The sequence below is a fragment of the Arcobacter sp. CECT 8989 genome (genome assembly GCF_004116715.1).
Classification (GTDB): Bacteria; Campylobacterota; Campylobacteria; order Campylobacterales; family Arcobacteraceae; genus Halarcobacter.
Genome location: NZ_PDKE01000007.1, coordinates 129,745 through 153,665 on the forward strand (window position 1 = coordinate 129,745; position 23,921 = coordinate 153,665).

General features: G+C 28.8%; 21 protein-coding genes and 1 tRNA gene. 10 read left to right on the plus strand and 12 right to left on the minus strand.

Annotated elements, in window-relative coordinates; all coding sequences use genetic code 11:
• Position 1: 1 nt before the first annotated feature.
• The 3 genes from CRV02_RS08445 to CRV02_RS08455 all read right to left on the minus strand — a co-directional run bounded on the left by CRV02_RS08445 (position 2) and on the right by CRV02_RS08455 (position 2,579).
• A complete protein-coding gene (locus CRV02_RS08445) occupies positions 2–226 on the minus strand; it encodes a formate dehydrogenase (RefSeq protein WP_129085208.1) in 225 nt (74 codons plus the stop codon).
• An 81-nt stretch (positions 227–307) separates the two neighbouring features.
• The gene (locus CRV02_RS08450; RefSeq protein WP_129089963.1) at positions 308–916 is read right to left on the minus strand and encodes a molecular chaperone; all 609 of its coding nucleotides are present in this window, start codon (positions 914–916) and stop codon (positions 308–310) included.
• On the minus strand, positions 909–2,579 hold the full coding sequence (locus tag CRV02_RS08455; RefSeq protein ID WP_129089964.1) for a 4Fe-4S dicluster domain-containing protein: 1,671 nt from the start codon (positions 2,577–2,579) through the stop codon (positions 909–911). Before CRV02_RS08455 ends, CRV02_RS08450 begins: the two co-directional genes overlap by 8 nt.
• A 166-nt stretch (positions 2,580–2,745) precedes the next feature.
• Between CRV02_RS08455 and CRV02_RS08460 the strand changes: the two genes are divergently transcribed.
• From CRV02_RS08460 to CRV02_RS08475, 4 genes are read left to right on the plus strand one after another with little or no spacing between them, the layout of a single operon-like run.
• Positions 2,746–3,891 (plus strand): ABC transporter substrate-binding protein, encoded by a 1,146-nt coding sequence (locus CRV02_RS08460; protein WP_129089965.1) that lies wholly within the window; start codon positions 2,746–2,748, stop codon positions 3,889–3,891.
• A complete protein-coding gene (locus tag CRV02_RS08465) occupies positions 3,884–5,476 on the plus strand; it encodes a sensor histidine kinase (protein ID WP_258239264.1) in 1,593 nt (530 codons plus the stop codon). The genes CRV02_RS08460 and CRV02_RS08465 overlap by 8 nt, the downstream gene beginning before the upstream one ends.
• Positions 5,476–6,141: a response regulator gene (locus CRV02_RS08470; RefSeq protein ID WP_129085212.1), complete on the plus strand. Its 666-nt coding sequence runs from the start codon at positions 5,476–5,478 to the stop codon at positions 6,139–6,141. The genes CRV02_RS08465 and CRV02_RS08470 overlap by 1 nt, the downstream gene beginning before the upstream one ends.
• A 10-nt stretch (positions 6,142–6,151) precedes the next feature.
• Positions 6,152–6,646: a type II toxin-antitoxin system antitoxin SocA domain-containing protein gene (locus CRV02_RS08475; RefSeq protein WP_129085213.1), complete on the plus strand. Its 495-nt coding sequence runs from the start codon at positions 6,152–6,154 to the stop codon at positions 6,644–6,646.
• A gap of 25 nt (positions 6,647–6,671) precedes the next feature.
• Here CRV02_RS08475 and CRV02_RS08480 read toward each other — a convergent pair whose 3' ends face one another.
• The 3 genes from CRV02_RS08480 to CRV02_RS08490 are packed head-to-tail and all read right to left on the minus strand — an operon-like array spanning position 6,672 to position 9,646.
• A complete protein-coding gene (locus CRV02_RS08480; protein WP_129089966.1) occupies positions 6,672–8,153 on the minus strand; it encodes an ABC transporter permease in 1,482 nt (493 codons plus the stop codon).
• On the minus strand, positions 8,140–8,799 hold the full coding sequence (locus CRV02_RS08485) for an ATP-binding cassette domain-containing protein (RefSeq protein WP_129089967.1): 660 nt from the start codon (positions 8,797–8,799) through the stop codon (positions 8,140–8,142). The genes CRV02_RS08480 and CRV02_RS08485 overlap by 14 nt, the downstream gene beginning before the upstream one ends.
• A 1-nt stretch (position 8,800) precedes the next feature.
• Positions 8,801–9,646, minus strand: a complete 846-nt coding sequence (locus CRV02_RS08490; protein WP_129089968.1) for a putative selenate ABC transporter substrate-binding protein — start codon at positions 9,644–9,646, stop codon at positions 8,801–8,803.
• Positions 9,647–9,952: 306 nt separating this feature from the next.
• Between CRV02_RS08490 and selD the strand changes: the two genes are divergently transcribed.
• The gene (gene selD, locus CRV02_RS08495; protein ID WP_258239265.1) at positions 9,953–10,987 is read left to right on the plus strand and encodes a selenide, water dikinase SelD; all 1,035 of its coding nucleotides are present in this window, start codon (positions 9,953–9,955) and stop codon (positions 10,985–10,987) included.
• 72 nt (positions 10,988–11,059) lie between these two features.
• Here selD and CRV02_RS14825 read toward each other — a convergent pair.
• A tRNA-Sec gene (locus CRV02_RS14825) sits at positions 11,060–11,158 on the minus strand.
• Positions 11,159–11,218: 60 nt separating this feature from the next.
• Here CRV02_RS14825 and selA point away from each other — a divergent pair.
• The 3 genes from selA (at position 11,219) to CRV02_RS08510 (ending at position 16,927) form a co-directional block, all read left to right on the plus strand.
• A complete protein-coding gene (gene selA / locus CRV02_RS08500) occupies positions 11,219–12,568 on the plus strand; it encodes an L-seryl-tRNA(Sec) selenium transferase (protein WP_129089970.1) in 1,350 nt (449 codons plus the stop codon).
• Positions 12,561–14,402: a selenocysteine-specific translation elongation factor gene (selB, locus tag CRV02_RS08505; RefSeq protein ID WP_129089971.1), complete on the plus strand. Its 1,842-nt coding sequence runs from the start codon at positions 12,561–12,563 to the stop codon at positions 14,400–14,402. Before selA ends, selB begins: the two co-directional genes overlap by 8 nt.
• An 86-nt stretch (positions 14,403–14,488) precedes the next feature.
• Positions 14,489–16,927, plus strand: coding sequence for a methyl-accepting chemotaxis protein (locus CRV02_RS08510; protein WP_258239266.1), 2,439 nt, complete (start codon positions 14,489–14,491; stop codon positions 16,925–16,927).
• Between the two features lie 26 nt (positions 16,928–16,953).
• On the opposite strand, the gene CRV02_RS08515 is transcribed toward CRV02_RS08510, so the two are convergent.
• Positions 16,954–18,288 (minus strand): DASS family sodium-coupled anion symporter, encoded by a 1,335-nt coding sequence (locus CRV02_RS08515; RefSeq protein WP_129089972.1) that lies wholly within the window; start codon positions 18,286–18,288, stop codon positions 16,954–16,956.
• Positions 18,289–18,454: 166 nt separating this feature from the next.
• Here CRV02_RS08515 and CRV02_RS08520 point away from each other — a divergent pair, with 166 nt between their 5' ends.
• Together CRV02_RS08520 and CRV02_RS15115 are read left to right on the plus strand one after the other, a co-directional pair.
• Positions 18,455–18,835, plus strand: coding sequence for a PAS domain-containing protein (locus CRV02_RS08520; RefSeq protein WP_129089973.1), 381 nt, complete (start codon positions 18,455–18,457; stop codon positions 18,833–18,835).
• A gap of 11 nt (positions 18,836–18,846) precedes the next feature.
• A complete protein-coding gene (locus CRV02_RS15115) occupies positions 18,847–20,091 on the plus strand; it encodes a methyl-accepting chemotaxis protein (protein WP_309109252.1) in 1,245 nt (414 codons plus the stop codon).
• A gap of 44 nt (positions 20,092–20,135) precedes the next feature.
• Here CRV02_RS15115 and mog read toward each other — a convergent pair whose 3' ends face one another.
• Genes mog through mtaB form a run of 4 tightly spaced genes read right to left on the minus strand, consistent with a single transcriptional unit; the run spans position 20,136 to position 23,919 of the window.
• Positions 20,136–20,675 carry a molybdopterin adenylyltransferase gene (mog, locus tag CRV02_RS08530; protein WP_129089975.1) on the minus strand — a complete coding sequence of 180 codons (540 nt, stop codon included), beginning with the start codon at positions 20,673–20,675 and terminating at the stop codon, positions 20,136–20,138.
• On the minus strand, positions 20,672–21,187 hold the full coding sequence (gene bioV, locus CRV02_RS08535) for a pimelyl-ACP methyl ester esterase BioV (protein ID WP_129089976.1): 516 nt from the start codon (positions 21,185–21,187) through the stop codon (positions 20,672–20,674). Before bioV ends, mog begins: the two co-directional genes overlap by 4 nt.
• Positions 21,177–22,691 carry an AAA family ATPase gene (locus CRV02_RS08540; protein WP_258239270.1) on the minus strand — a complete coding sequence of 505 codons (1,515 nt, stop codon included), beginning with the start codon at positions 22,689–22,691 and terminating at the stop codon, positions 21,177–21,179. Before CRV02_RS08540 ends, bioV begins: the two co-directional genes overlap by 11 nt.
• Complete coding sequence (gene mtaB / locus CRV02_RS08545) at positions 22,654–23,919, minus strand: tRNA (N(6)-L-threonylcarbamoyladenosine(37)-C(2))-methylthiotransferase MtaB (RefSeq protein WP_129085224.1); 1,266 nt, start codon at positions 23,917–23,919, stop codon at positions 22,654–22,656. The genes CRV02_RS08540 and mtaB overlap by 38 nt, the downstream gene beginning before the upstream one ends.
• Between the last annotated feature and the right edge of the window lie 2 nt (positions 23,920–23,921).

Consider the following 23,921-nt stretch of genomic DNA (forward strand, 5'->3'; position numbering starts at 1 on the left):
ATTATTTTGCAGCGTTATAAAATTCGCTCCAAGCCGCAGTCTTTTTATACAGAATCTCTTTCTTGTTAGAAGTTCCAGTTACAACACCATTACCAACGTTGCTTCCTTCTCCTCTGTCTTTATTTTCAGAAGTCGCAGCAGTTGCTACAACAGAACCAGCTAAAACAGTAGCTGCAATTCCTGCTCTTTTAATAAAGCCTCTTCTTTGAGTTAACTCATCAGCCATATTAAACTCCTTATTTTATTAGTGGGTGAAAAACCCTCTAAAAACTCTTTAAGTTCTTAGAGGGAGTTTCACTCCCTTAGCCTAAGCTACTTTTTCAACTTCTAAATATGATCTTTCAAAATTGAAGAAAATATTTAGTAAAGAACCTACATGAGAATAAACATCCGAACCACTTGATACAAGTTGGAATGAGAACTTCTCAACAAATGGATTAATTACTTCTTTAAATAACTCTTTTTGTAAATTTTCTTTAATCTCACCTTCTACTTGTTGCTCAATTAAATAAGCACAAAGTGTAAAGATAAATCCAAAGTTATCTTCTGGTGCTGTAAAGGCTTTTTCATCTTTTCTAATTTTAGTTTTCCCTAAAATATCTCTAACTTTTAAAAGCATTAAACCAGCTTCTCTTTCATCATAGTGCCAAGAAGCACTTAATGAAACTGAGTTTCCAAATGGAACTAAAAATAGTTGTTGATATTGAACATAAAACTCATCTTTTTCATATGATTCTAACTCTTTGATAATACTATTTACAGACTCTGCAAAATCAGTATCAAATGGATTTTCAGATAAAAGCTTTAGACTTTCAAGTATTTGTGCTTGATTATCTTTTACTTGGTCTTCTAAAAAAATCATTGCTAAAACGTTATAAATAAACTGTCTTGCTTTATCTATTTCTTTACTATGCATTTAATAATCCTTGTTTAATCATTAGTTTTGCTTTACAATCTTCACAACAATAAAGTGTTCTTTGTTTTACAGGGTTTGAAGCAAAAATTGGTCCCATCATATTTGCAATCTTTTCAACTGCTTTAGTTGTTGCAAACTCTTTACCACACTCAACACATGCAAAAAGTGTATCTTGTGCTAATACTTCTTCTTTAAACCATGTTGGTTTTAATTCAATTACATCTCTTTCAATTGTTAAACAATCAGCTTCTGGACATGAAGACTCACAATATCCACATGCTGTACAAATTGATGCATTTAATCTTAATGTATTATCTTCAGCATTTGCTACTAAAGCATCAACATTACATGCTCCAACACATGATAAACATAAAGTACAGTTAGCTTCGTTGATTTTTACTTTTCCATAATGAACAACTTCACCAGTTTTTACTGTTCCATAGTCTTGGTCACCAACAAGCTTTTCTAATCTACTTGCAAATACTTCTCTTTTTCTTTGCCCTTGTTGATTATAGTTTACGTATGAGTTCTCAATAAAAGAAACTTCTTCTAGTTTTTCTTTTAATTCATCTTCTGTAGTAGCTGTTAAAATTGCATCTTTTTTATATTTTGCTTGATAAATATCATTTATAATTTGAATAGAGTTTTTAATAGAGTCTGAGAAGTAATCATTATAAATTACTACTTGAGAACCAGACATTTGAGTAATAGTTAATAAAGAACTTTCATCTAAAAATAGTGCTGTATCTAAAACAAAAGGAAGTACATTCTCTTTTACTTCTATTTCTAAACTTTTTAGGTTCATTTTTGACGGTACAACTAAAGGATGAGTATCTTTATAGAAAGTACTTACATTATAAATAGATTCTTTTCCTTGAGGTGTGTACTCTAATGAACCTGATGGACAAACAGAAAAACACTCTCCACAATTAGTACAATCTACATGAGAAAACTCTAAATGTTTTACTTCATCAATTTTTGTAATAGCATTTGTTGGACAAACACCTTCACATCTTCCACAAACTTCTTCTCTTCTTTCATGGTATTGACAAATTGAAGAATCATAAGCTATTACTTTTCTATATTCAAAGTTAGAGATGTTTGTTCTAACCTGAGCTAATACGTCATCTAATCCCTCTTCTACAGGGTCAAAGATTCCTGAATATTTACAGGCAATATCTTTTTGGTTGTACCAAATAACTTGACTAATATTTAAATCAACATCTTTTTCACCATCTGCTACAGTTGCAGTAAAGTTTCCAATTTGTCCGTCTAAATCTTTAACAATATCTTCAGTTACATGAAAAAGATCAAATTCATCAGGAACCATTGATCTTAAAACTTCACTTTTTTGTTCATTATCGCAAATAAGTAAAACAGTATTATTAACTTCTTCTTTGAAAAGCATATCTCTTGCAAAATCAAATTTAGTAGCATTTATTTCATAAAGCTTTTCTACATTTTTAATTTTACTTGCTAAAGAGTCTTGTGAGTTTTTGATATAAAAGTCTATTTCATCGGCAACAAGTTCAGCTTGTGTACCTTTTGTATTAGAAACAATATATTCATTTTGAGGGATATCTGTTAAACTTTGAGTTACTAAAATAGTTTCAGGTAATGGAAAATCTATTCCATCTTTGTTATAATATATAAATTCCTGCATAACCTATGCCTTTTGGTAAAAAATATTTTACTTTATTCTATTAACTTAAAACTTATATGAAACTTAAATAGTTAAATATAGTTTACCATTTGTTAGGAAACTGTTACTTTTTGGTAAAAAAAGTTTGACTGTTATGCTATAATCTTAAAAAAACATAGGATTTTATTTGATAAAATATATTTTTATATTTACTTTAATATTTGTTTTAAGTTATATAAAACTAAATAGAAATGAGTTTAATGAAGATACTTTATATTTAGGAACCTCACTTCCTAAAACTGGTATTATGAAAGCCATGGGACACAATGTTTATGTTGGTGCCAATGCATACTTTAACTACGCAAATGAAATTGGACTTCTTACTGATAACAAAAAAATCAAGCTTCTTTGGTATGATGATAAATATGAACCTGAACTTACAAAAGAGAACTTAAGTAAACTAATTGATAGCAATAGGCTTTTTGCACTTTTTGGTTTAGTGGGAACTCCTACAGTAAAAAACATCTTACCTGAACTAACAAAGTTAGAGATTCCATTTATTGCTCCATTTACAGGTGCATCATTTTTAAGAAATGAACAACTTTCAAGTTTTATAAACTTTAGAAGCTCTTATCAAGAAGAGATAGATCAAATTGTCACATACTTGCATGATAAAAAAGGTATAAAAAGATTTGCAGTTTTCTATCAAAATGATACCTTTGGAGAAGAAGGTTATGTTTCATTAATTAAGTCTCTTAGTAATAAAAGGTTAAATATTGAAGGTGAAGGAATGTATAAAAGAAATACTCTTTCAATAAGACATGCATTTTTAGAAATCAAATCTCATAATCCTGAAGCAATAATTATGATTGGAGCATATGAAGCAAATGCTCATTTTATAAAAAAAGCAAAAGAAGATAAAAGTTTTAAAGATACAATTTTCTGCAATATCTCATTTGGTGATGCAAATGAAATGGTAAATGAACTTAATGATTCAACATCAAATATTCTTTTTTCACAAGTTGTTCCACCATATTATGATAATAGAATCAGAATAGTAGCAGAGTATAGAAATATAATGAAAAAGTATTTCCCTAAAGAACCATTAGGTTTTATCTCTTTAGAAGCTTTCCTTGCAGCCAAAACAACTGTTGAAGCAATAAGACAAATTGATGGAGATATAACACAAGCTAAGTTTTTAAAAGCAATTAAAAACCTACCTGATAATACATTAGAAGGTATAAAACTTGAATATAAAAACCATCAGCTTTTAAATAAAGTATATTTATATGAATATAAAAACAATAACTTCAAAGAGATAAAATATGATTAAAAAAATTTGGTCTTATTTCGACGATTTACCCTTTTCTTATAAAACTTCTATTTTAATATTTATTATCACAGGTGGAATGATTTCTATTATTATTCTTTCTCAAATATCAATTTACACTTTAAAAAATGACTTTGATATCCTTTTTGAAAAAAGAACTAAACCTATTATCAAACTAGAAAAAATCAAAGATACTTACAAAATAAATATCTATGACACTTTATATGATATTCAAAAAAACAATATCACTATAAAACAATCTAAAGAGATAATCCTTTTAGGACAACAACTTATTAATAAAAACTGGGATAGTTACCTAAAGACTTCAAAAGATGCGAACTTTAAAAAGTCTTATGTTACTAGAAAAATCAATGAGCTTTTTGGAGTAACTTATCACTCTAGTAGTCAAATTTTACAAGATAGTATTATTTCAAATATAAATAATAAGATTTTAGAGTTACATAGAAAAATCCAAAGAGCAGTAAAACTTTTAGAAGAAGGTCAATCACAAGAAACCTCAGAGCTAATCAATGAAATCTATTTTGAGATTAATTCAATTAATATTTATATTACAAATCTTTCTAACTATGACTTAAACTTAGCGATTAGTGAAAGAAGAGAAACATTAAAAACTTTTAGTACTTTAACAACTGTATTAAATGTCTCAATTGTATTTGTGTTCTTATTCTCAATTATTTTATCAATTTTACTAATCAACAACTTTAGAAAACTTCACTTTAGACTTGAAGATGCAGTTGATGAAAAAACAAAAGAGTTACAAGAGCTTAATGACTACCTTGAAATCAAAATTCAAAAAGAAGTAGCAAACTCAAGAAAAAAAGATTTAATCATGTTCCAGCAATCAAAGCTTGCTTCACTTGGAGAGATGCTTGGAAATATTGCCCATCAATGGAGACAACCTCTAGGTTCTTTAATGATGATTATTCAATCCTTTCAAACAAAGATGGAACTTGGAAAACTATCTTTTGAGTTTGTTGAACAAAAAACAAATGATGCAATACTTCTTGCTGAAAATATGTCAAATACACTAGAAGATTTTCAAAACTTCTTTAGCCCCAATAAAGACAAATCTTCATTTAGCTTAAAAGAGTGTGTTGAACACTCAATTGAGCTATCAAAGTATATTTTAGAAAGAGATAATATCAACCTAAGACTAATAGTTGAAAAAGATTTAAAAATTTATGGCTTTTATAATGAGTTATCTCATGTATTTTTAAATATAATCTCTAATTCAAAAGATGCCCTTAAAAATCTAAAAAAAGATAGATATATTAAAATTATCATCAAAGAGCACAAAGGTCATGCTAGAATAAATATCTATGATAATGGTGAAGGAATTGATGAAAATATTCTTCCTCAAATCTTTGAACCATACTATACTACTAAATATAAAAGTGCTGGAACTGGTATTGGACTTTATATGTCAAAGCAAATTATTGAAAGACATATGAATGGTAATATAAAATGTAAGAATGTTTTTAATAAAATAGACGGATATAATTTAGAGCATGGTGCATTATTTATTATAGATATACCAATTGACAAACAAATAGAAGGAACAAACTAATGTCAGAAAGAGACCTAAATATTTTAAATAAGTTTAATATTCTTTATTTAGAAGATGACAAATCCCTATTAACTCATACAAAAGATATACTTGATGATTTTGTTGCGAATGTTTATGCAGTGAATACATCAAAAGAAGCTTTACAAATACTTGATACAAAAAAAGTAGATGTTATTATTTCTGATATTTTATTAGAAAATGAAAATGGAATAGATTTCTTACGAAGTCTAAAAGAGAATGAACATATTAATATTCCAGCTATTTTAACAACAGCTCACACTGATACAAAGTACCTACTAGATGCTATTAAACTAAAAGTAGAAAACTATATTGTAAAACCTATAAATATCAAAGAGCTATTAAATACTTTACATGATGTTCTTTTTCCAATCATTCAATCACAAGAGATAGAAAAGAACTCAAATATTATTAAAACAATTTCTGCTATCACAGACAGTAAGCAAGTTGATGTAGTAAAATATATTGTTGGAAACTTAGATAAAGAGAATCTTCTTCACTCATCATATAGTGATATTATGAATGAAATTTCTATTTCGAAACCAACACTTATAAAACTTTTTAAAGATTTAGCAGCAAAAGATATTCTTACAAAAGTAGCACATAAAACATATAAGTTTAATGAAAAAGCATTAGACATAATCTAAAAGGAAAAAATTGAAAATTGATATTACAAAGATTGCAAATGCAATTTTATATATGCTTGAAAAAGATGTAAAACATCTAAATGACAGAAAGGTAGCTATTCTACTTTTTTTAATGGATTTTGAGAACCAAAAAAAAACTGGTGAAAAAATATTTAATGAAGACTATATAAAAGATAAAAGAAATCCTGAACCAGTTGTTATTGGTGAGATTTTTGAGATTATTGCAAATAGTGAAGACTTAGATGAAGAAGATGAGAGATTATATATTATTCAAGAATTACTTGACTATTTAGATATTGAAGTTCTTACAAAAGATAAATTTATAGAATTAAAATTTATAAAGATGGAAGAAGAGTTTGATAAATCACTTTTCTCAAGAAAAGAGTTAAATAGTATTGAAGCTGTTATTGAAAAATATGGTGAAGATACTGCAAGAAAAGTTGCAAATGCAACTTTTAAAATTCAAAAAGTTAGAGATACTGCTTTAAACGAAATTATTATTTAAAAAATAAAAGAAGATAACTCTTCTTTTATTTTAAATCACATCCACAAGAGGTAATACTCTTTTCTACTTTTAAATAGTCCCTACTCTTTTTAGAAATCAAATCAATACAGATATTTAAAATAGTTGTTACTATTAATAATAACATCATCTTATCAAGTCTAAAATCAGCAATAGCAGAGTCAATAAAGAAACCTAAAGTAGCAACTCCTAATATCCCTAAGATAGCTGATTCTCTCATAATTATTTCCCATCTGTAGAAAAGGAAAGCTAAAAATTGAGAATAGATTCTTGGTAATACTTCATATAAATAAAGTTCATTTTTCTTTTTTGTTACATCAAGTCTAAAATTTATTTCATCTGTTTGTTGTCCCATAAGAAAACCTATTATTGCTCCATTATGAAGCATAAGTGCAAGTGCAGCAGGAAGCATAGATGGTCCAAAAATCTGTAAAAATAGATATGCTAAAATATACTCAGGAGTTGACCTTAAAACTACTAAAAAAATATGAGAAAGAGTTCGTACAAATTTGTTTGTAAACTTCTTTGAAACTAAAGGAAAAGTTGCAAGAGCTAAAAAAGCTGTTAAGACCAAAGAAATCTGAGTTAATAAAATTGTATTAAAAACTCCAATTAAAATCTCCTCTTTAAAAATAGATTCAAACCAAGCAATCACTTCTGAAAAAGGTTTATCTGTTCTTATAGGATGAGGAACTATATCACTTGTAATAAACCTAATAAAGTTATCAAAGCTAACTGTTCCAAAATCATCTAAATAAAATAAAGATGCTACAACTACAGGAATAACAGTATATTTATTTACCCACCATCTAATAGTTGCAATGATTATATAAAACATGATTAAAAGTAACCATACTTCATTATAATAACCTTGCATAAAAGAAGAAGATAGATAATAACCTAAAGTTGTGATTCCAACAAAACCTAAAATGGCAGTTGATCTTAGAGCACACTCAAATCTATAATAAGTATATGCTACAAGGTGAGGAAAAGCATCAGGTATTTTTGTATAAAGATAATAAGATACTTTTGATTTCCCTTTTAATTCATTTGGAAAAGTATCATGCTCTTGTAAAATCTCAGCATATACTTTTGCCAAAATTGCACTATAAGGCAAGATAATTGCTAAAAGTGCAGTTAAAGTATTTAAACCAAAGATTTGTAAAAAAATCAAAGCCCAAAAAAGTTCATGAATAGCTCTGGTAAATGCTAATGTAATTCTTACAAAAAAGTTTTCGAAAATAAGGGCTAAAAAAAATCCAATGATTGAAGATACAAGCATTGCAACAACCGCAATAGAAATCGTAGTAAAAAGAGCTGGAATTAGTTTTGGAACTTCTAGAATATTTATCTCAAATAGTGCAAGTGAAAATCTTTTTAACTCTAAAAAAGGTTCTAAAGTTGAGATTGAAAAGTCAGCAAATATAAATGATACAACTGCAACAGCTAAAAATATAACTGATACATTTAAACTCTTACTTTGTAGCATGGTAAAGTCTGTTTCTATCTTCTTGTGTAAGTTCTGAAGAGTGTTTGTCTACTAATACTTCCCCATCTTTTAAACCTATTACTCTATCAAAGTTTTCTATTGCTAAATCAACATTGTGCATTGTGCAAACTACTGTTTCAAAAGAAGAGTTAAGTTTTTCAATAACTTTTTTTGATAAAAACTCATCTAAAGCTGAAACAGGTTCATCTGCAAGTAAGATTTCACTTTGTCCATACATTGCTCTTGCAATTGCCACTCTTTGTCGCTGACCACCAGAAAGGTTTAAAGACTTTGTAAATAGTTTATCATCAAGTAATAAATCTTTTAGAATATTAGAAATTCCACTTACTTGTTTTTTACATGGAATAATAAAATTTCTAATATTATAAAATAAAGAGTTAGTATCAAGTTTTGAAATATATACATTATGAAAAACTGATAGGTTATTTACTAAACCTAACTCTTGAGGGATATAAGAAGAAAACTCTTTTTGTAATTCAAACATTCTTTTTAATAATGTCGACTTTCCACTTCCACTTTTACCCAAAAGAGCTACTTTTTCGCCCTTTTGGATATTTAGTGTTAAAGAGTCAATTGCTTTGAAATCATCATAGAATATTGATTCATTAACAAGATTAAATGCCATATTAGTCAATAATCCCTATTTTTCTACCAGTTTCTAATACTGGATCAAAATCTTTATTTGAAGCTTTGATAAATCCACTTCTAGGGAAAGAATTTAAGATTTTTTCATCTTTAATAGCAATTAATGCAGCTTGTAATTTTTTAGTAAATCCTTCACCATAAGTTGCATCTAAATCACCTCTTGCAGTGAAGTTATAATCAGGGTAACCTGGTGTTTGATAAATAATTTTTACTTTAGAAGTATCAATTTTACCAGCTGCTAACTCTTTTTTCCATACTTTATAGTTAACTGCACCAACTTCATAAGCACCACTTTGCACTAATGCGATAGTTTTTGAGTGATTTCCAGAGAATCCAACTTTTTCAAAAATCTCATTAGGAGCTTTGTTAAATGCTTGTCTAATGAAATATTCTGGCATTAATCTACCAGAAGTAGAACCTTTTGAACCAAAAGTAAATGTTTTACCTTCTACACCTGCTGGAATTTCTCGTGATTTTTCTAAACCAGTTGATGTATTTGCAATTAAGAATGAGTGGAAGTTAGGGTCTTCAACACCTTGTGCTATTGCAACTGCATTTGGAACAATAAGTCTTGCTCTAACACCAGATAATCCACCAAACCATGCTAATTGCACTTGGTTATTTCTAAATGCTGCAATTGACGCAGAGTATGATTTAACAGGAATAAATTTCGCGTTAACACCTAATTCTTTTGATAAATAATCAGCTAGTAAAGAGAATCTCTCTTTTAATTTAGTTTCATCCTGGTCAGGAATCGCCGTAAATGCAAAATCTTTTGCAAAAAGTGAACTTACACATAAAAGTGCAATAAACAGTAGTTTTTTCATTTGTACTCCAAAATTTAATTGTTTTGAAGCATATGTAGTCATAAATTAATTTGCATGCATAGTTAATTTTTATGTCCAACCTAAGCCTTAGGTTATGCTTTTTAATGTCGTAACTATAGTAAACTGTAAATAAATTTCCACTTAAATAGTAAAAAAAATTTTACCTTACTTAAACTAGCTTTAAATAATTAATAAGTAAAATCTAAACAATATAAACCTATGGATTAGGTATACATAAATGTTTTATACTTACTTTTAACTTCAATTTATCTATACTTTCTCCATATAAAAATACAGGAATATTTTATGAATGACGAATATAAATTAACCAAATTCGTTCAAGCTGCTGGTTGAGCTGCAAAAATGGGTCCGGGTGACCTTAAACAAACAATTTGTAGTTTAGTTCCATGTGATGACAAAGTGCTTGTAGGATTTGAAAATAATGATGATGCATCTGTATATAAATTAAATGATGAAGAAGGTCTAGTTCAAACATTAGACTTTATTACACCAGTTGTAGATGACCCGTATGTTTATGGGAAAATTGCCGCTGCTAACTCTTTATCAGATGCTTTTGCAATGGGAGCAGATGTTAAAACTGCTTTAAATATTGTAGGTTTTGATAGAAAAAATCATGGTACAGAAGTACTAAGAGAGATGCTTAGAGGTGGAAACGAAAAAATTCAAGAGTGTGGTGGACTGCTTATGGGTGGACACACAATTGAATCACCTGAGATGTATTATGGATTATCAGTTTCAGGATTAGTACATCCAGATAAAATACTAAGAAATAATACTGCAAAAATAGGACATGTATTAGTTCTTACAAAACCACTAGGTATGGGTATTTTAACAACAGCTATTAAAAGAGATGTAATAAGCGAAAGTGCAAAAAAAGAGGCTATTAAAGTTATGGAAACATTAAACTATCTACCAGCTAAACTTTTAAAAGATTATGATGTTAGTGCTTGTACTGATATTACAGGGTTTGGATTATTAGGTCACGCATTAGAAGCAACTGGTCCTTTTAACTCATTTGCAATACATTGTGGAGTTGTACCTGTAGCACCAGAAGCTCAGGAACTTGGTGACCAAGGGGTAGTTCCAGGCGGTACAAAAAGAAATATGAAGTACCTTGAAGATAAAACAACTATTATGTGTCCAACGGATAAGTGTTATCAAATGTATTGTGATGCACAAACTTCTGGTGGGCTACTAATTGCAATGGATCCTGAAGATGCAAAAGAGTACGTAAAAAGAGTAGAAGACTTAACTTACGGATATGCAACTATTATGGGTGAAGTTATTCCAAGAGGTGCAACACCAATTATTATTTACTAATTTGTAAATAAAAAACTTTATACTTTTTCTAAAGTATAGGGTTTTATTTTTATAGAAAAGATGATTATTGTTTGGCGAGAAGGTGTAGGAATCGAACCTACCGCGGCGTTTACACAAAAACCGCCGATCAGGGTTGAAGCCTGCGGTGCCCACCAGGGTCACATACCCCCCAAACGTAAATAAGACTGAAATTCTACAATAAAAAGATTAAAAAATTCTAAAAGGGTAAAAATGACTTTACTAAAATCTATTCCTAAGGTTGATAAATTAGCATCTAATGAAGCTTTTAAAAATTTATCAAACACTTTAATTACTTCAATTATAAAAAAAGAAATTGAAGAATTAAGACAAAATATTTTAGCTAAGAAAATTGATTCAATAGATGAAAAACAATTAGTATCAAATATTTTAAAAGAGTATGAAACTATTATAAAACCCTCACTTCAAAAAGTTATAAATGCAACTGGAGTAATTGTTCATACAAACTTAGGAAGAAGTTTAATAAATAAAGATGTTTTTGAAAAAGCAAGAGATATAGCAACTTCATACAACAATTTAGAATATGATTTAAAGATGGGAAAAAGAGGAGAAAGATATTCTCATATCTCTAAAGTTTTTTGCGAACTTCTTGGATGTGAAGATGTTTTAATTGTAAATAACAATGCAAGTGCAGTTTTCTTAATCCTTAACACCTTTGCAAAAGGAAAAGAAGTTGCAGTAAGTAGAGGTGAGCTTGTAGAGATTGGCGGAAGTTTTAGAGTTCCAGATGTTATGAGCAACAGTGGAGCTATCTTAAAAGAGATTGGAACTACAAATAAAACTCACCTAAGAGATTATGAAAATGCAATCAATGAAAACACTTCAATGCTTATGAAAGTACATAAATCAAACTACTCTATTGAAGGTTTTTCACAAGAGGTTTCTTTTAAAGAAGTTATTGATGTAGCACAAAAAAATGATGTGATAGATTACTATGATATGGGAAGTGGTCACTTGATTGATTTACCTTATGGGCTAAAAGAGTCTGAACCTTCAGTATTAGATTATATGAAACATAATCCAAGTCTGCTTAGCTTTTCAGGGGATAAGCTATTAGGTTCAGTACAAGCTGGAATCATAGTTGGAAAGAAAAAATATATTGAACAATTAAAGAAAAACCAGCTTTTAAGAATGCTAAGAGTTGATAAGTTAACCCTTGCTATTTTAGAAGAGAATGTAAAGTCAATCCTTTTAAAAGATTTTGATTCAATTCCAACTCTTAAAATGCTTTTTAAAACACTTGAAGAGTTAGAAACAAATGCAAAAAGAGTTAAAGAAGAAATCTCATCTTTTTGTACTTGTGAGATTATTGAAACTAAAACTGTAATTGGTGGAGGAACAACACCAAATAAAAAAATACCAACAATAGCTTTAAGTATTGAGTTTAAAAACTATAAACCTAATAAAATAGAAAAACTATTTAGAAAAAATAATATCATTGGAAGAATTGAAAATGAAAAATTCTTATTAGACTTTAGAACAATTTTAGAAGATGATTTAGAAATTTTAATTGAAAAGATAGGACAGATTATAAATGAGTAACTACATTATTGGAACGTGTGGACATATTGACCATGGAAAAACTGCATTAATCCGTGCATTAAATGGTTATGAAGGTGATTCAACTAAAGAAGAACAACAAAGAGGAATAACTATTGATTTAAGTTTTTCAAATTTAAGCCAAGATGATAAAAATGTTGCTTTTATTGATGTTCCTGGACATGAAAAACTGATTAAAAATATGATTGCAGGAGCCTTTTCTTTTGATTGTGTGATGATTGTTGTAAGTGCTGTTGAAAAAATTATGCCTCAAACAATTGAGCATCTTGAGATTTTAAATCTTCTTGGAGTTAAAAACGCAATTTTAACTATCACTAAAAAAGATTTAGTAGATGAAGAAACACTAAAGAAAAACAAAGAAGAGATTGAACACTTCATAAAAGATGAGTATGATTTTAATATTCTTTTTTTAAAAGCAGTTTCTATTTACGATGAAGAGTCAATCAATGAACTAAAAGAAAAACTGTTTACACTTGATGCAAGTACAAAAATAGAAGAAAACTTCTTTAGATACTATGTGGATAGAGTTTTCTCTTCTTCAGGAAGTGGTACTATTGTAACAGGAACAGTTTTAGGTAAGCCACTTAAAAAAGATGAAAAAGTTTTTATTTGTGATATTAAAAAAGAAGCAAAAGTAAAAAATCTTCAAGTTCATGGAGAAAATAGTGAGATTTCGAACATATCAAATAGAACTGCAATTAATCTAAGTAATCTAAATACTAAAGATATAAAAAAAGGTTTCTTAATCTCTAAGAAAGGTTTTTTAAGAGGCTTTGATAAAATAGATATCTCTTTTAAATGTCTAAAAAATAAAACTATAAAACATAATCAAAAATACTCTATTTTTATTGGAACTAAAAGAGTTGAAGCTAGAGTTTTACTATTTAATTCTACAGAAGGCTTTGAAGTATCACAAGGTTTTGCACAACTATCACTTAATGAACCTATTTTCTCTATTTATAAAGAGAAAATCATCATCAGGCAATCAAATGATACTATTGCAGGGGCAACTGTATTAAACCCAATTATTGACCCTATGAAAAAAAGTCAAAAATTAAATTTACTAGAAGCTTTAGAAAAAGAAGATATAGAAAATGCATATAAGATTCTACTTGAAGCTCACAAAAAAGGTCTAGGATTAGTGTCTTCGGCACAAAGATTTGCACTAAGCCATGAAAAAGCATTAGAGTTTGCTAAAAGTTTAGAGAATGTATTTATTGATGAAGAGTCATTAATCTTATATCCAATAGAAACAAAACAAGTAATCAAAGATATAATTGTATCAATTTATAAAAAGAATCAATATGCCCTACTTTCTGTTTCTTCAATTGCATTAAGACTTAAGTGGGCAAGTGAAAATTTCATTCAAATAGTTATGACAGAATTAGTAAATGAAAAATTCTTAGTGCAAGATGGAAAACTATATAAAAGCTCAAATATTAAAGAAGATTTCAAAAAAAGTCTAGAAAATATCATTTTAAAAAGACTAGAACAAGAAGATGTTGCTCCAACAGCTCCATATAATATCTATGATGATTTAGATATTGATAGAAAAATGGGTGATAATATTCTAAAATCACTTTGTGCTAAAAAAAGTGTAATAAGATTACAACATAATATTTTCATCCACTCAGAAAGCTTAAGTAAAATTATACTTGAAATGAAAAACATCATTAGAAATGAAGGTTTTATCGATATTTCAAACTTTAAAGAAAAATTTCCACTTAGTAGAAAATACCTAATTAGCTACCTAGATTACTTAGATAATTTCTCAGAAATCAAAAAAGAAGAGAATAAAAGAGTATTTATCTCTTAATTTCTTCTTTGAAAATATCATTTTTTTTTACATTTAAACTAAAATGTAACCAAGCTATCTTATAATTATAAAATCAGGAGATTAAGATGTTAAAAAAATTTACAATCAAAACAAAAATTATTGTTTTAGTGGTGTTTTCACTAAGTATTCTAACAATAGTTCTTACTTCTTTCTCAGTAAAGGAAGCAAAAGATAGTCTTTTAAATCAAAATTATGCAATGTTAACTGCAGCAAGAGATTCAAAATCAAACCAAATCTCAAACTTTTTTAAAGAGAGAATTGGAGATATTAATGTTCTTGCAAAAAGTTACAATGTAGTTGAACTAATCTATGATTTAAGAAATACATACGATATGCTTGATATCGAAGAAAAAGGTACATTCCCTGTTGATTCAGTAGTAGTAAAAGATTCAACACAAAGACATGAAGCTTTCTTACAATACTATTTAAAAGAGTATGGATATTATGACATCTTTCTAATAGATGCAGATACATCTCATGTAATTTATACAGCAGCAAAAGAGTCTGACTATGGTGCAAACTTAAAATATGGAAACCTAAAAAATAGTGGACTTGGAAAAGTTTATCATCAAACAATGACAAATAAAAGACCTACTTTTATTGATATGGAACCATATGCTCCAAGTAATAATGCCCCTGCAATGTTCTTAGGTAATCCAATTATTGATGAAGGGAAAGTAATTGCAATTTTAGTTTTCCAAATTAGTGATAGAGCTATAAATAGTATTATGCAGTTTAGAGAAGGATATGGTAAATCACAAGAGGATTATCTTGTAGGTGAAGATTTACTTATGAGAAGTGATAGTTACTTAAACCCAAAAGCGTACTCACTTGTTGCATCGTTTGCAAATAAAGCAAAGGTTGACACAGTTGCAGCAAAAAATGCACTTGAAGGAAAAGAGAATACAGAGATCATTATGGATTATAATAACAATCCTGTTTTATCTGCTTATTCACAAGTTAAAATTGGTGAAGACTTTAATTGGGCTATTCTTTCAGAGATTGATGAAGCAGAAGTTTTAATAACTCCAAATGCAATAAGGAATTTAATTATTGCTATATCATTGGGTGTATTAGGATTTGTAATTGTTGGAACTATTCTAGTTATTAATAATGTAATAGTTAAAAGATTAAAATCATTTCAAGAGGGATTATTAGGATTCTTTAACTATATAAATAGAGAAGCCAATAATGTAAAAGAATTAGAAAGTGATAGCTTTGATGAAATAGGTCTTATGTCTAAAGTAGTTAATGAAAATATCATAAAAGCACAAAAAGGGATAGAAGAAGATAGAGCTATTATTGATGAAACAATAAAGGTTTTAGGTGAATTTGAGCAAGGTGATTTAAATCAAAGAATCACAACTCAGGTTAATAATCCTGCCTTAAATGAACTAAGAGATGTTTTAAATAAAATGGCAGACAACTTAGAAAATAACATTGATAATATCTTAAAAGTATTAGGAGAGTTTTCTAACTATAACTATAAAGATAGAGTAAATACAAGTGGCATTAAAGAGCACTTAGAAAAACTTGGAATTGGCGTTAACTCTTTAGGTGATTCAATTACTCAAATGTTAGTTGAAAATAAAAGAAATGGTCTTATTGTAGATGAATCTTCAAATATTCTTCTAAGAAATGTTGATACCTTAAATCAAGCATCAAATGAAGCTGCTGCAAGCTTAGAAGAAACAGCTGCTGCATTAGAAGAGATTACAGGAAACGTTAAGTCAACTAGTTTAAAAGTTAGTGAAATGGCAGAGTTTGCAACACAAGTAACAAACTCTGCAAGTGAAGGTCAAGAATTAGCAACAAAAACAACTTCAGCAATGGATGATATTAATGAGCAAGTAACAGCTATCAATGAAGCTATTACTGTTATTGATCAAATTGCTTTCCAAACAAATATTCTATCTTTAAATGCAGCAGTTGAAGCAGCTACTGCTGGTGAAGCTGGTAAAGGTTTCGCAGTTGTTGCACAAGAAGTTAGAAACTTAGCATCTAGATCTGCTGAAGCAGCAAAAGAGATTAAAGATTTAGTTGAAAATGCAAATATCAAAGCAAATGAAGGTAAAAATATTGCTGGAAATATGATTGAAGGTTATACTAGCTTAAATACAAATATTGATAAAACTATTGAGCTTATTTCAGATGTTTCAAATGCTTCTAAAGAGCAAGAGACTGGTATTGTTCAAATAAATGATGCAATTAACTCTCTTGACCAACAAACTCAGAAAAATGCAGCTGTAGCAACAGAGACGCAAGAGATTGCTACAAATACAGCATCTTTAGCAAAAGAGATTGTTTCAGAAGTGGATAAAAAAGAGTTTGAAGGAAAAAACAATATTGATATATCAAGAGATATAAAAACTAAAAGTAATCAAGCTACACATTCAACTCCGGTACAAACTAATAAAGTAGTACACAAAGAACCTGCTAAAAAAATAGAGAAAAACCAAGCATTTAAAGACACTAGTTCAAATGATGAGTGGGAAACATTTTAAAAGAAAGACTCTTATAGAGTCTTCTTTTAAATTATAAACTGCCAATATACTAAAGCAATAATTGTTATTGATAAAATTCCTAATAGATTAAATACAAATCCATATTTTGCCATATCTTTTACTTTTACAGCTCCACTACTCATAGCAATTGCATTTGGAGGAGTTGCAATAGGAAGCATAAAGGCATAAGAAGCACAAATAGTAGCTACAAATAAAATTAGTTGAATATCAATCTGAGCTGCTTCTCCTAAAGAATAGATTATTGGTAAAGCAATAGAGATAAGAGCTGTATTTGAAGTAACTTCTGTAGTAAAAGTCACAAGAGCAGCAACTAAAAGAATAAGTAACATTACAGGTAAAGAAGTCAAGGCTAATAAGTAACTTGCAATTTGTTCAGCTAATCCTGTTGAAGAAAAAGCCATTGCAATAGAAAAACCTGCACCAAATAAGAAAATGATTTCATATGGAATTTTCCTCGCATCTTCCCACTCTAAAAAACCTAATTTAGGAACAAACATTAAAAGTCCATATCCTAAAAGTATTCCTTTTTCATTGATTCCAAGACCAGAATAAAAAGGTTCAATTTTAGAGTTTACAAAAAGTAAAACAATAAGAGTAAGTAAAATCATTCCTAATCTTTTTTGTTCACTTGTTAAAGAAACTGCCTTTCCAATATCCTTATCTAACTCAATAGCCTTTGCTCCTAAAGATAAAATAAAAGGTATTATAATAAGCATTACTACAGCTAGTGGAGCTGTTAGGAAAATCCAATTTACAAAAGAGATTGTTTCAATACCTTTTTGCTCTAAGAATCCAAGAAGAATCAAGTTAGGTGGTGTTCCAATTGGAGTTACAATACCTCCAACACTTGCACCATATGCAATTGCAAGAACAAATCTTAATTTCAATGAAGTTTCATTTGTTAAAAACATCGCAATAGGAATAAGTAAAAGAGCTGTTGTAGTATTTGAAATTAGTGAACTTAAAAAAGCAGAAGTTACTGCTAAAGAAAAAATAATACCCCTTGTTGTACTTGGGAAAATACTTAAAAGTTTATTTGCAATGTACTTATGTAATTCAGTTTTTTGAGTTGCAATTGCAATCATAAAACCACCTAAAAACAGAAATATTATTGACTTTGAATAATTAGATGATGTTTCTGTTGTACTTAAAATATCAAAAGAAGGAAATAATACTATCGGTAATAATGAAACAACTCCTAAAGGTAAGCCTTCATTTGTCCATAAAGAAACAAGTAAAACAAGTATTCCAACCAAAGTAGCATGTTGAACACTAAAAGTTATTGATGCTAATGCAAAGCCAATTATCGCCAAAAAAACTGAAAATAATATCTTATTCATTTTTAATACTCCTATATAATTATCAATTATACAGAAATGCTCTTAAAATAATTTTTTATAAATAAAACGATTACTAATTAATAACAGAATTAATTTTTTTATATAAAGTTCATTTAAAAGTAATAAATATACAATTAAATTACTATCAACCTCAAAAGGATATGCTATGCGTGAAGTTGAACTAGATAAAAAAACAATGATTGTTTCAGAAACAGATGAAAAAGGTATTATCATTTATGCAAATGATGATTTTTGTACAATTGCTGGTTACACTAAGGAGGAATTAATAGGCCAACCACATAATATTGTAAGACATCCTGATATGCCAAAAGCAGCATTTAAAGATCTTTGGACAACAATCCAAGAAGGAAAAATCTGGAAAGGTATTGTAAAAAATAAAACAAAAGATGGAAACTATTATTGGGTAAATGCAACTGCTTACCCCTCCACTTCCTCAAATGGTAAAAAAAGATATATCTCTGTAAGAATTAAGCCAACAAAAAAAGAAATTGAAAAGGCTGAAGAGCTTTATAAAACGATGAAATAAAAGGAATGAAGATGTTTAGTTTCCTCAAAAAAAATAAAAAAAATGAAATAATTGATGCATTAAAAACTATCGATCAATATATCCAAAGTGAAATAAACTCAATAGAGAAGATTGATCATAACTGTACAGGAGAAACAAGAGAAGTTATAGAGACTATTTTAGATTTATCCCATTTGATTGAATCAAAGCAAACAGAAGATTTAACTTTATTTGGAGAGATAATGCTCTCTACTGAAAAACTTTCAGATGGCTATACTACAGATAGAATTACAATAAAAACATCTAATGAAAAGTTAAACTATATTGCAAAATCAATAAATGTCATGACTGAAAAGCTTGACCAGAGTCTAAGTGAGATAGCTAATACTCTAAAAGAGTATGGAGAGCAAAAATACATCAAAGATATAGATGAAACTCTTTTTAAAGGTGGTAAACTACAAGAGTTGGCAAAGGGAATAAACTATTTAAAAGGAGAGATAACAAATAGTTTACGTCTTAAATATGAAACAAGTATTTCATTAAAAGATAAATCATTAGATTTACTTGATAATGCAATGGCTCTTTCAGATGCTACAAACTCACAAGTTTCAGCGATAGAAGAGACTTCTGCTGCAATTGAAGAGATTACAGCTACAACAAGAGGCAATACTCAAACTGCAAAGACAATGTCAACACAAGGTGAGAATGTAAAAACATCAATAACCCATGGTCTAAAGCTTGCAACTGAAACAGTAAATGCCATGAATGATATAAATGACTCAACAAATGCTGTTCATGAAGCAATTAATTTAATAGACCAAATTGCATTTCAAACAAATATTCTTTCACTTAATGCAGCAGTTGAAGCAGCTACTGCTGGTGAAGCAGGAAAAGGTTTTTCTGTAGTTGCAGGAGAAGTTAGAAATCTAGCAAGTAGATCAGCAGATGCTGCAAAAGAGATTAAAAATCTAGTTGAATCAGCGACAAGTAAAGCAAATGAAGGAAAAACAATTGCTGATAAAATGATTTTAGGTTATCAAGAATTAGATGAAAATATATCAAAAACAACAAGACTAATAGAAGAAGTTGTTGAAGCATCGCATGAACAAGAGAAGAGTATTACTCTTATAAATGATTCTGTTGCTGAAATTGATACTCTAACACAACAAAATGCTGATGTAGCTCAAAATGTAAGAGAAACATCTTCAGAAATCAAAGATATTGCAAATGAAAATGTGGAGCATATAAATAAAGCTGAATTTATAGGTAAGCATTAAAAGTTTCAAAGACACATTTATAAATGTGTCTATTGAAAATATAACTATTTTTTCTTTGGTCTAAAAGGTTTCATAATCTCTTCATTACACTCTAAGAATGGTCCTTCCATTAAATCAATACAATATGGAACTGCAGGGAAAACTGCATCTAAACACTCTCTAATTGATTTTGGTTTTCCTGGAAGATTGATAATAAGTGAACTTCCTCTAAGACCTGCTGTTTGTCTTGAAAGAATTGCAGTTGGTACAAACTTTAAAGACTCAGCTCTCATAAGTTCTCCAAAGCCTGGCATCATTCTATCACACACAGCTTCTGTAGCTTCTGGTGTTACATCTCTTTTAGCTGGTCCTGTTCCACCTGTTGTTACTACTAAACAACAATTTTCATCATCAACAAGCTCTTTTAATGTATTTTCAATAGTTGTTTGGTCATCTTCAATACATCTATAAACTGGTTCCCATGGTGAAGTTAAATAATCATTCATAGTCTCTTCAATAGCTTTTCCAGAGATATCTTCATAAATACCTTTACTTGCTCTATCTGAAGTTGTAATAATTCCTATTTTTGCTATTTCTTTACTCATTTTAAAATATGTCCTTTCTCTTTTATATAATAAACTGTTGCAAACTTTTCAAAAAACTCTTTTGCACTTGTCGTATCAATAATTTTATCTTTTTGACCTAAGTAAACTTCGATTTTAGTTCCCTTGTTTAAAAGTTCTTCTAAATCTTTTTCATCCCATTTATAATAAAGTAGTTCTTCAAGCTCTTGTGCTGTAGCTTCTTTATAATAATCTTTCATATTAACTTTAGAAGGGAAAGAAACATTTTGTAAAAAAGTATTACAGTAAGCTTGTTCATCTTTTTTATAATACATTAATTGCATTCTTTTGAACTTTTCATCTTTAGTTTCAAAAAAAGCAGGTGAAAAAAGTTGCAATAAATCAACTCTTCTTTTTGTAGTTAAAGCATATTCAAATGCTTTTATAGCCCCATAAGAAAATCCAGAAACAGTTAAGTCATTTTCAACTAAGTAATCCTCAAAAAGCTCTTTTTCATTCTCTAAAGAGAAGCCAGAAAAATATTTAAATGTCATTTTCTAAAATTACCTCATTTTCTAAAATAAGTGTTTTTAATCTATTTATTTCATTTACATTTTGAGAAATAGCTGACCGTAAAGAGTTTGAAACTTCATCTATAATATTTTGAGAGCTTTTTACCATTTTATACTCTTCTTTCATATCATCAGCTAACTCATATGCTTTTTTAATATCATCTTTATTTATTGCATATTTCTCATTTTTTATAACTTCTACTGCAATTGAACCACAAAGATATCTTTTAATATTTTCTAGTAATTCATTATATGAAGGGTAAATAGAGTCTAATACAGAAACTTTTTCATCAAAAAGTGAAACTTTTGATTTAGTAATATAAGCCTTACTTGCTTGATAGATTGCTAAAATCTCTTTTTGTTTATCATCTAAAAGAAGTGTTTGTTTTTTACCAAACTCTATTTTAGTTTTTGCAATATCAATATCTACTTGCTCTACAACTTTTGATTCTCTTTTTATCATATTTAATAAAGCTTCATTTACAAGTGTAGAAAGTGCAGCAGAAGAGAAACCTGAAGTTTCATGGGCTAATCTATCAATATCAAACTCATAATGTTTTTTATCTAAATATAGTTCTAAAATCTTTTTTCTATCTTCTATATTTGGTAAGTTTACAAAAACTCTTCTATCAAATCTTCCAGCTCTTAAAAGTGCATCATCTAAAACTTCAATCTTATTTGTAGCTGCAATTACAATTACTCCTGAATCACCTTCAAAACCATCCATTTGTGTTAGAAGTTCATTTAATGTTGATTCTCTTTCATCATTTGCTTTTCCATCTCTTTGTTTACCAATTGCATCAATTTCATCAATAAATACAATAGAAGGGGCATTTAATTTTGCTTGCATAAAAAGTTCTCTAACCTTCTTTGCTCCCATTCCAACATAAATCTGAACAAAACTTGCACCACTTTGGTAGAAAAATGGTACATCTGCTTCACCTGCAACAGCTCTTGCAATAAGTGTTTTACCAACACCTGGAGGTCCTACAAGTAAAACACCCTTTGGAAGTTTAACTCCATGTTTTAAATATTTGCTTGGTTTGTTTAAAAAGTCAACTATCTCTTCAAGTTCTGCTTTTACTTCAGAAATACCAGCAACATCATTAAAGCTAACATCAGAACTAACAGCTTTTATTGAAGAGTTTTCTTCTTGTGTCTCTTTTACAACAGATGTTTGTTTTGCTTCTTTTAATTCACTTGAAAAACTGTTTTCATTCTCTTTTCTATTTTTATTTAAAAACTTTTGAATCTTGTCTTGCTTAATTCTTGCAAAAACTGCAAAAGCTAATAGAAATAGTAAAAAGATAATTCCAAAATAATATGAACCAGACTCTATATGAGCACTACTTTTAAATAGTGTATATAAAAATAGTACTATTAATACAACAGCAGAAACTGCCATCAACTTAATATTTTTGTCTAGTAGATTGTTCTGTTTTTTATTATTAGAATTTTGCCACATTTTTTTCTTCTTTTGCTTCATAGTTTTCAATTGTTATCCAATCACCAACTAAATCAGCACTACTTTCAACTTCTATTTGATTGAAGTGTTGATCAAGTCCTTGATATTTACCATCTTTATATGATTCGATTAACACATCTAAAGGATTTGTATTGTTTTGTCTAAACTCTAAATTCTTTTGTTTAATTATTGAAGTTAATTCGTTATATCTTAATTTTGCGATATCACCTCGAACTTCATCCTTCATTGTTGCACTAGGAGTTCCATCTCTTTTTGAATAAGTAAAGGCATGAACATGAGTTAAAGGAAATCTATGTAAGTTTTCAACTGCTTCTTTCCATAACTCATCTGTTTCACCAGGATGCCCTACAATAAAATCAGTACCTAAGGCATAGCCATTATCTTTTAAGAACTCAAAAAGTTCTAAATCAGATAATACTTTGTTTCTTCTATTCATAATTTTTAACATAGTTTTAGAAGTATGTTGAAGTGCAATATGTAAATGTTTTGCCATAAAAGGTTCATTGATAATCTCTTTAAACTCATCATCAATTTGAATAGGTTCAATACTTCCCATTCTAATTCTTCTAACACCTTTTATTAAAGACATTTTCTTTAATAGTTTGGCTAAAGAAGTATGCTGTTTTTTTCCATAAGAACCAACATTTGTTCCAGTTAAAATAAACTCTCCAAAACCATTTGCTGCTAAAGTAGTAACTTGTTCTAAGATTTTATCTTCTTTGTAAGACCGTGCATCACCTCTTACATAAGGAATAATACAGTAAGAACATCTAAAGTCACAACCTTCTTGTATCTTAATAAATGCCCTACTTTTACCAATAAACTCTTCAACAATAGTATCATCAATATGCTCTAAATCACCAGCATCAAAAAATCTCTCTTCTTTTTTTAGAAGTTCATTGATATTCTCTTTTTCACTATGTCCAAAAAGTGCATCAATTTTATTGTCTTTAAAAAGATTTTCACCCTTTGTCCAAACTCCACAACCTGTGAAGATAACTCTTGGTGGTTTTGCAAACTTCTGTAGTGAGTTTATATATCCACGCGCAGTACTATCTGCACTATTTGTTACAGTACATGAGTTTATAACTACAATGTCTGCTTGTTTTTCATCTTGTGTAACTTCAAAATCTTTTAGATTACTCATCATAACTTGAGTATCAAAAACATTTGTTCTACATCCAAAAGTTTTGAAATATACTTTTTGTTTATTTGTACTAAATTGCATTA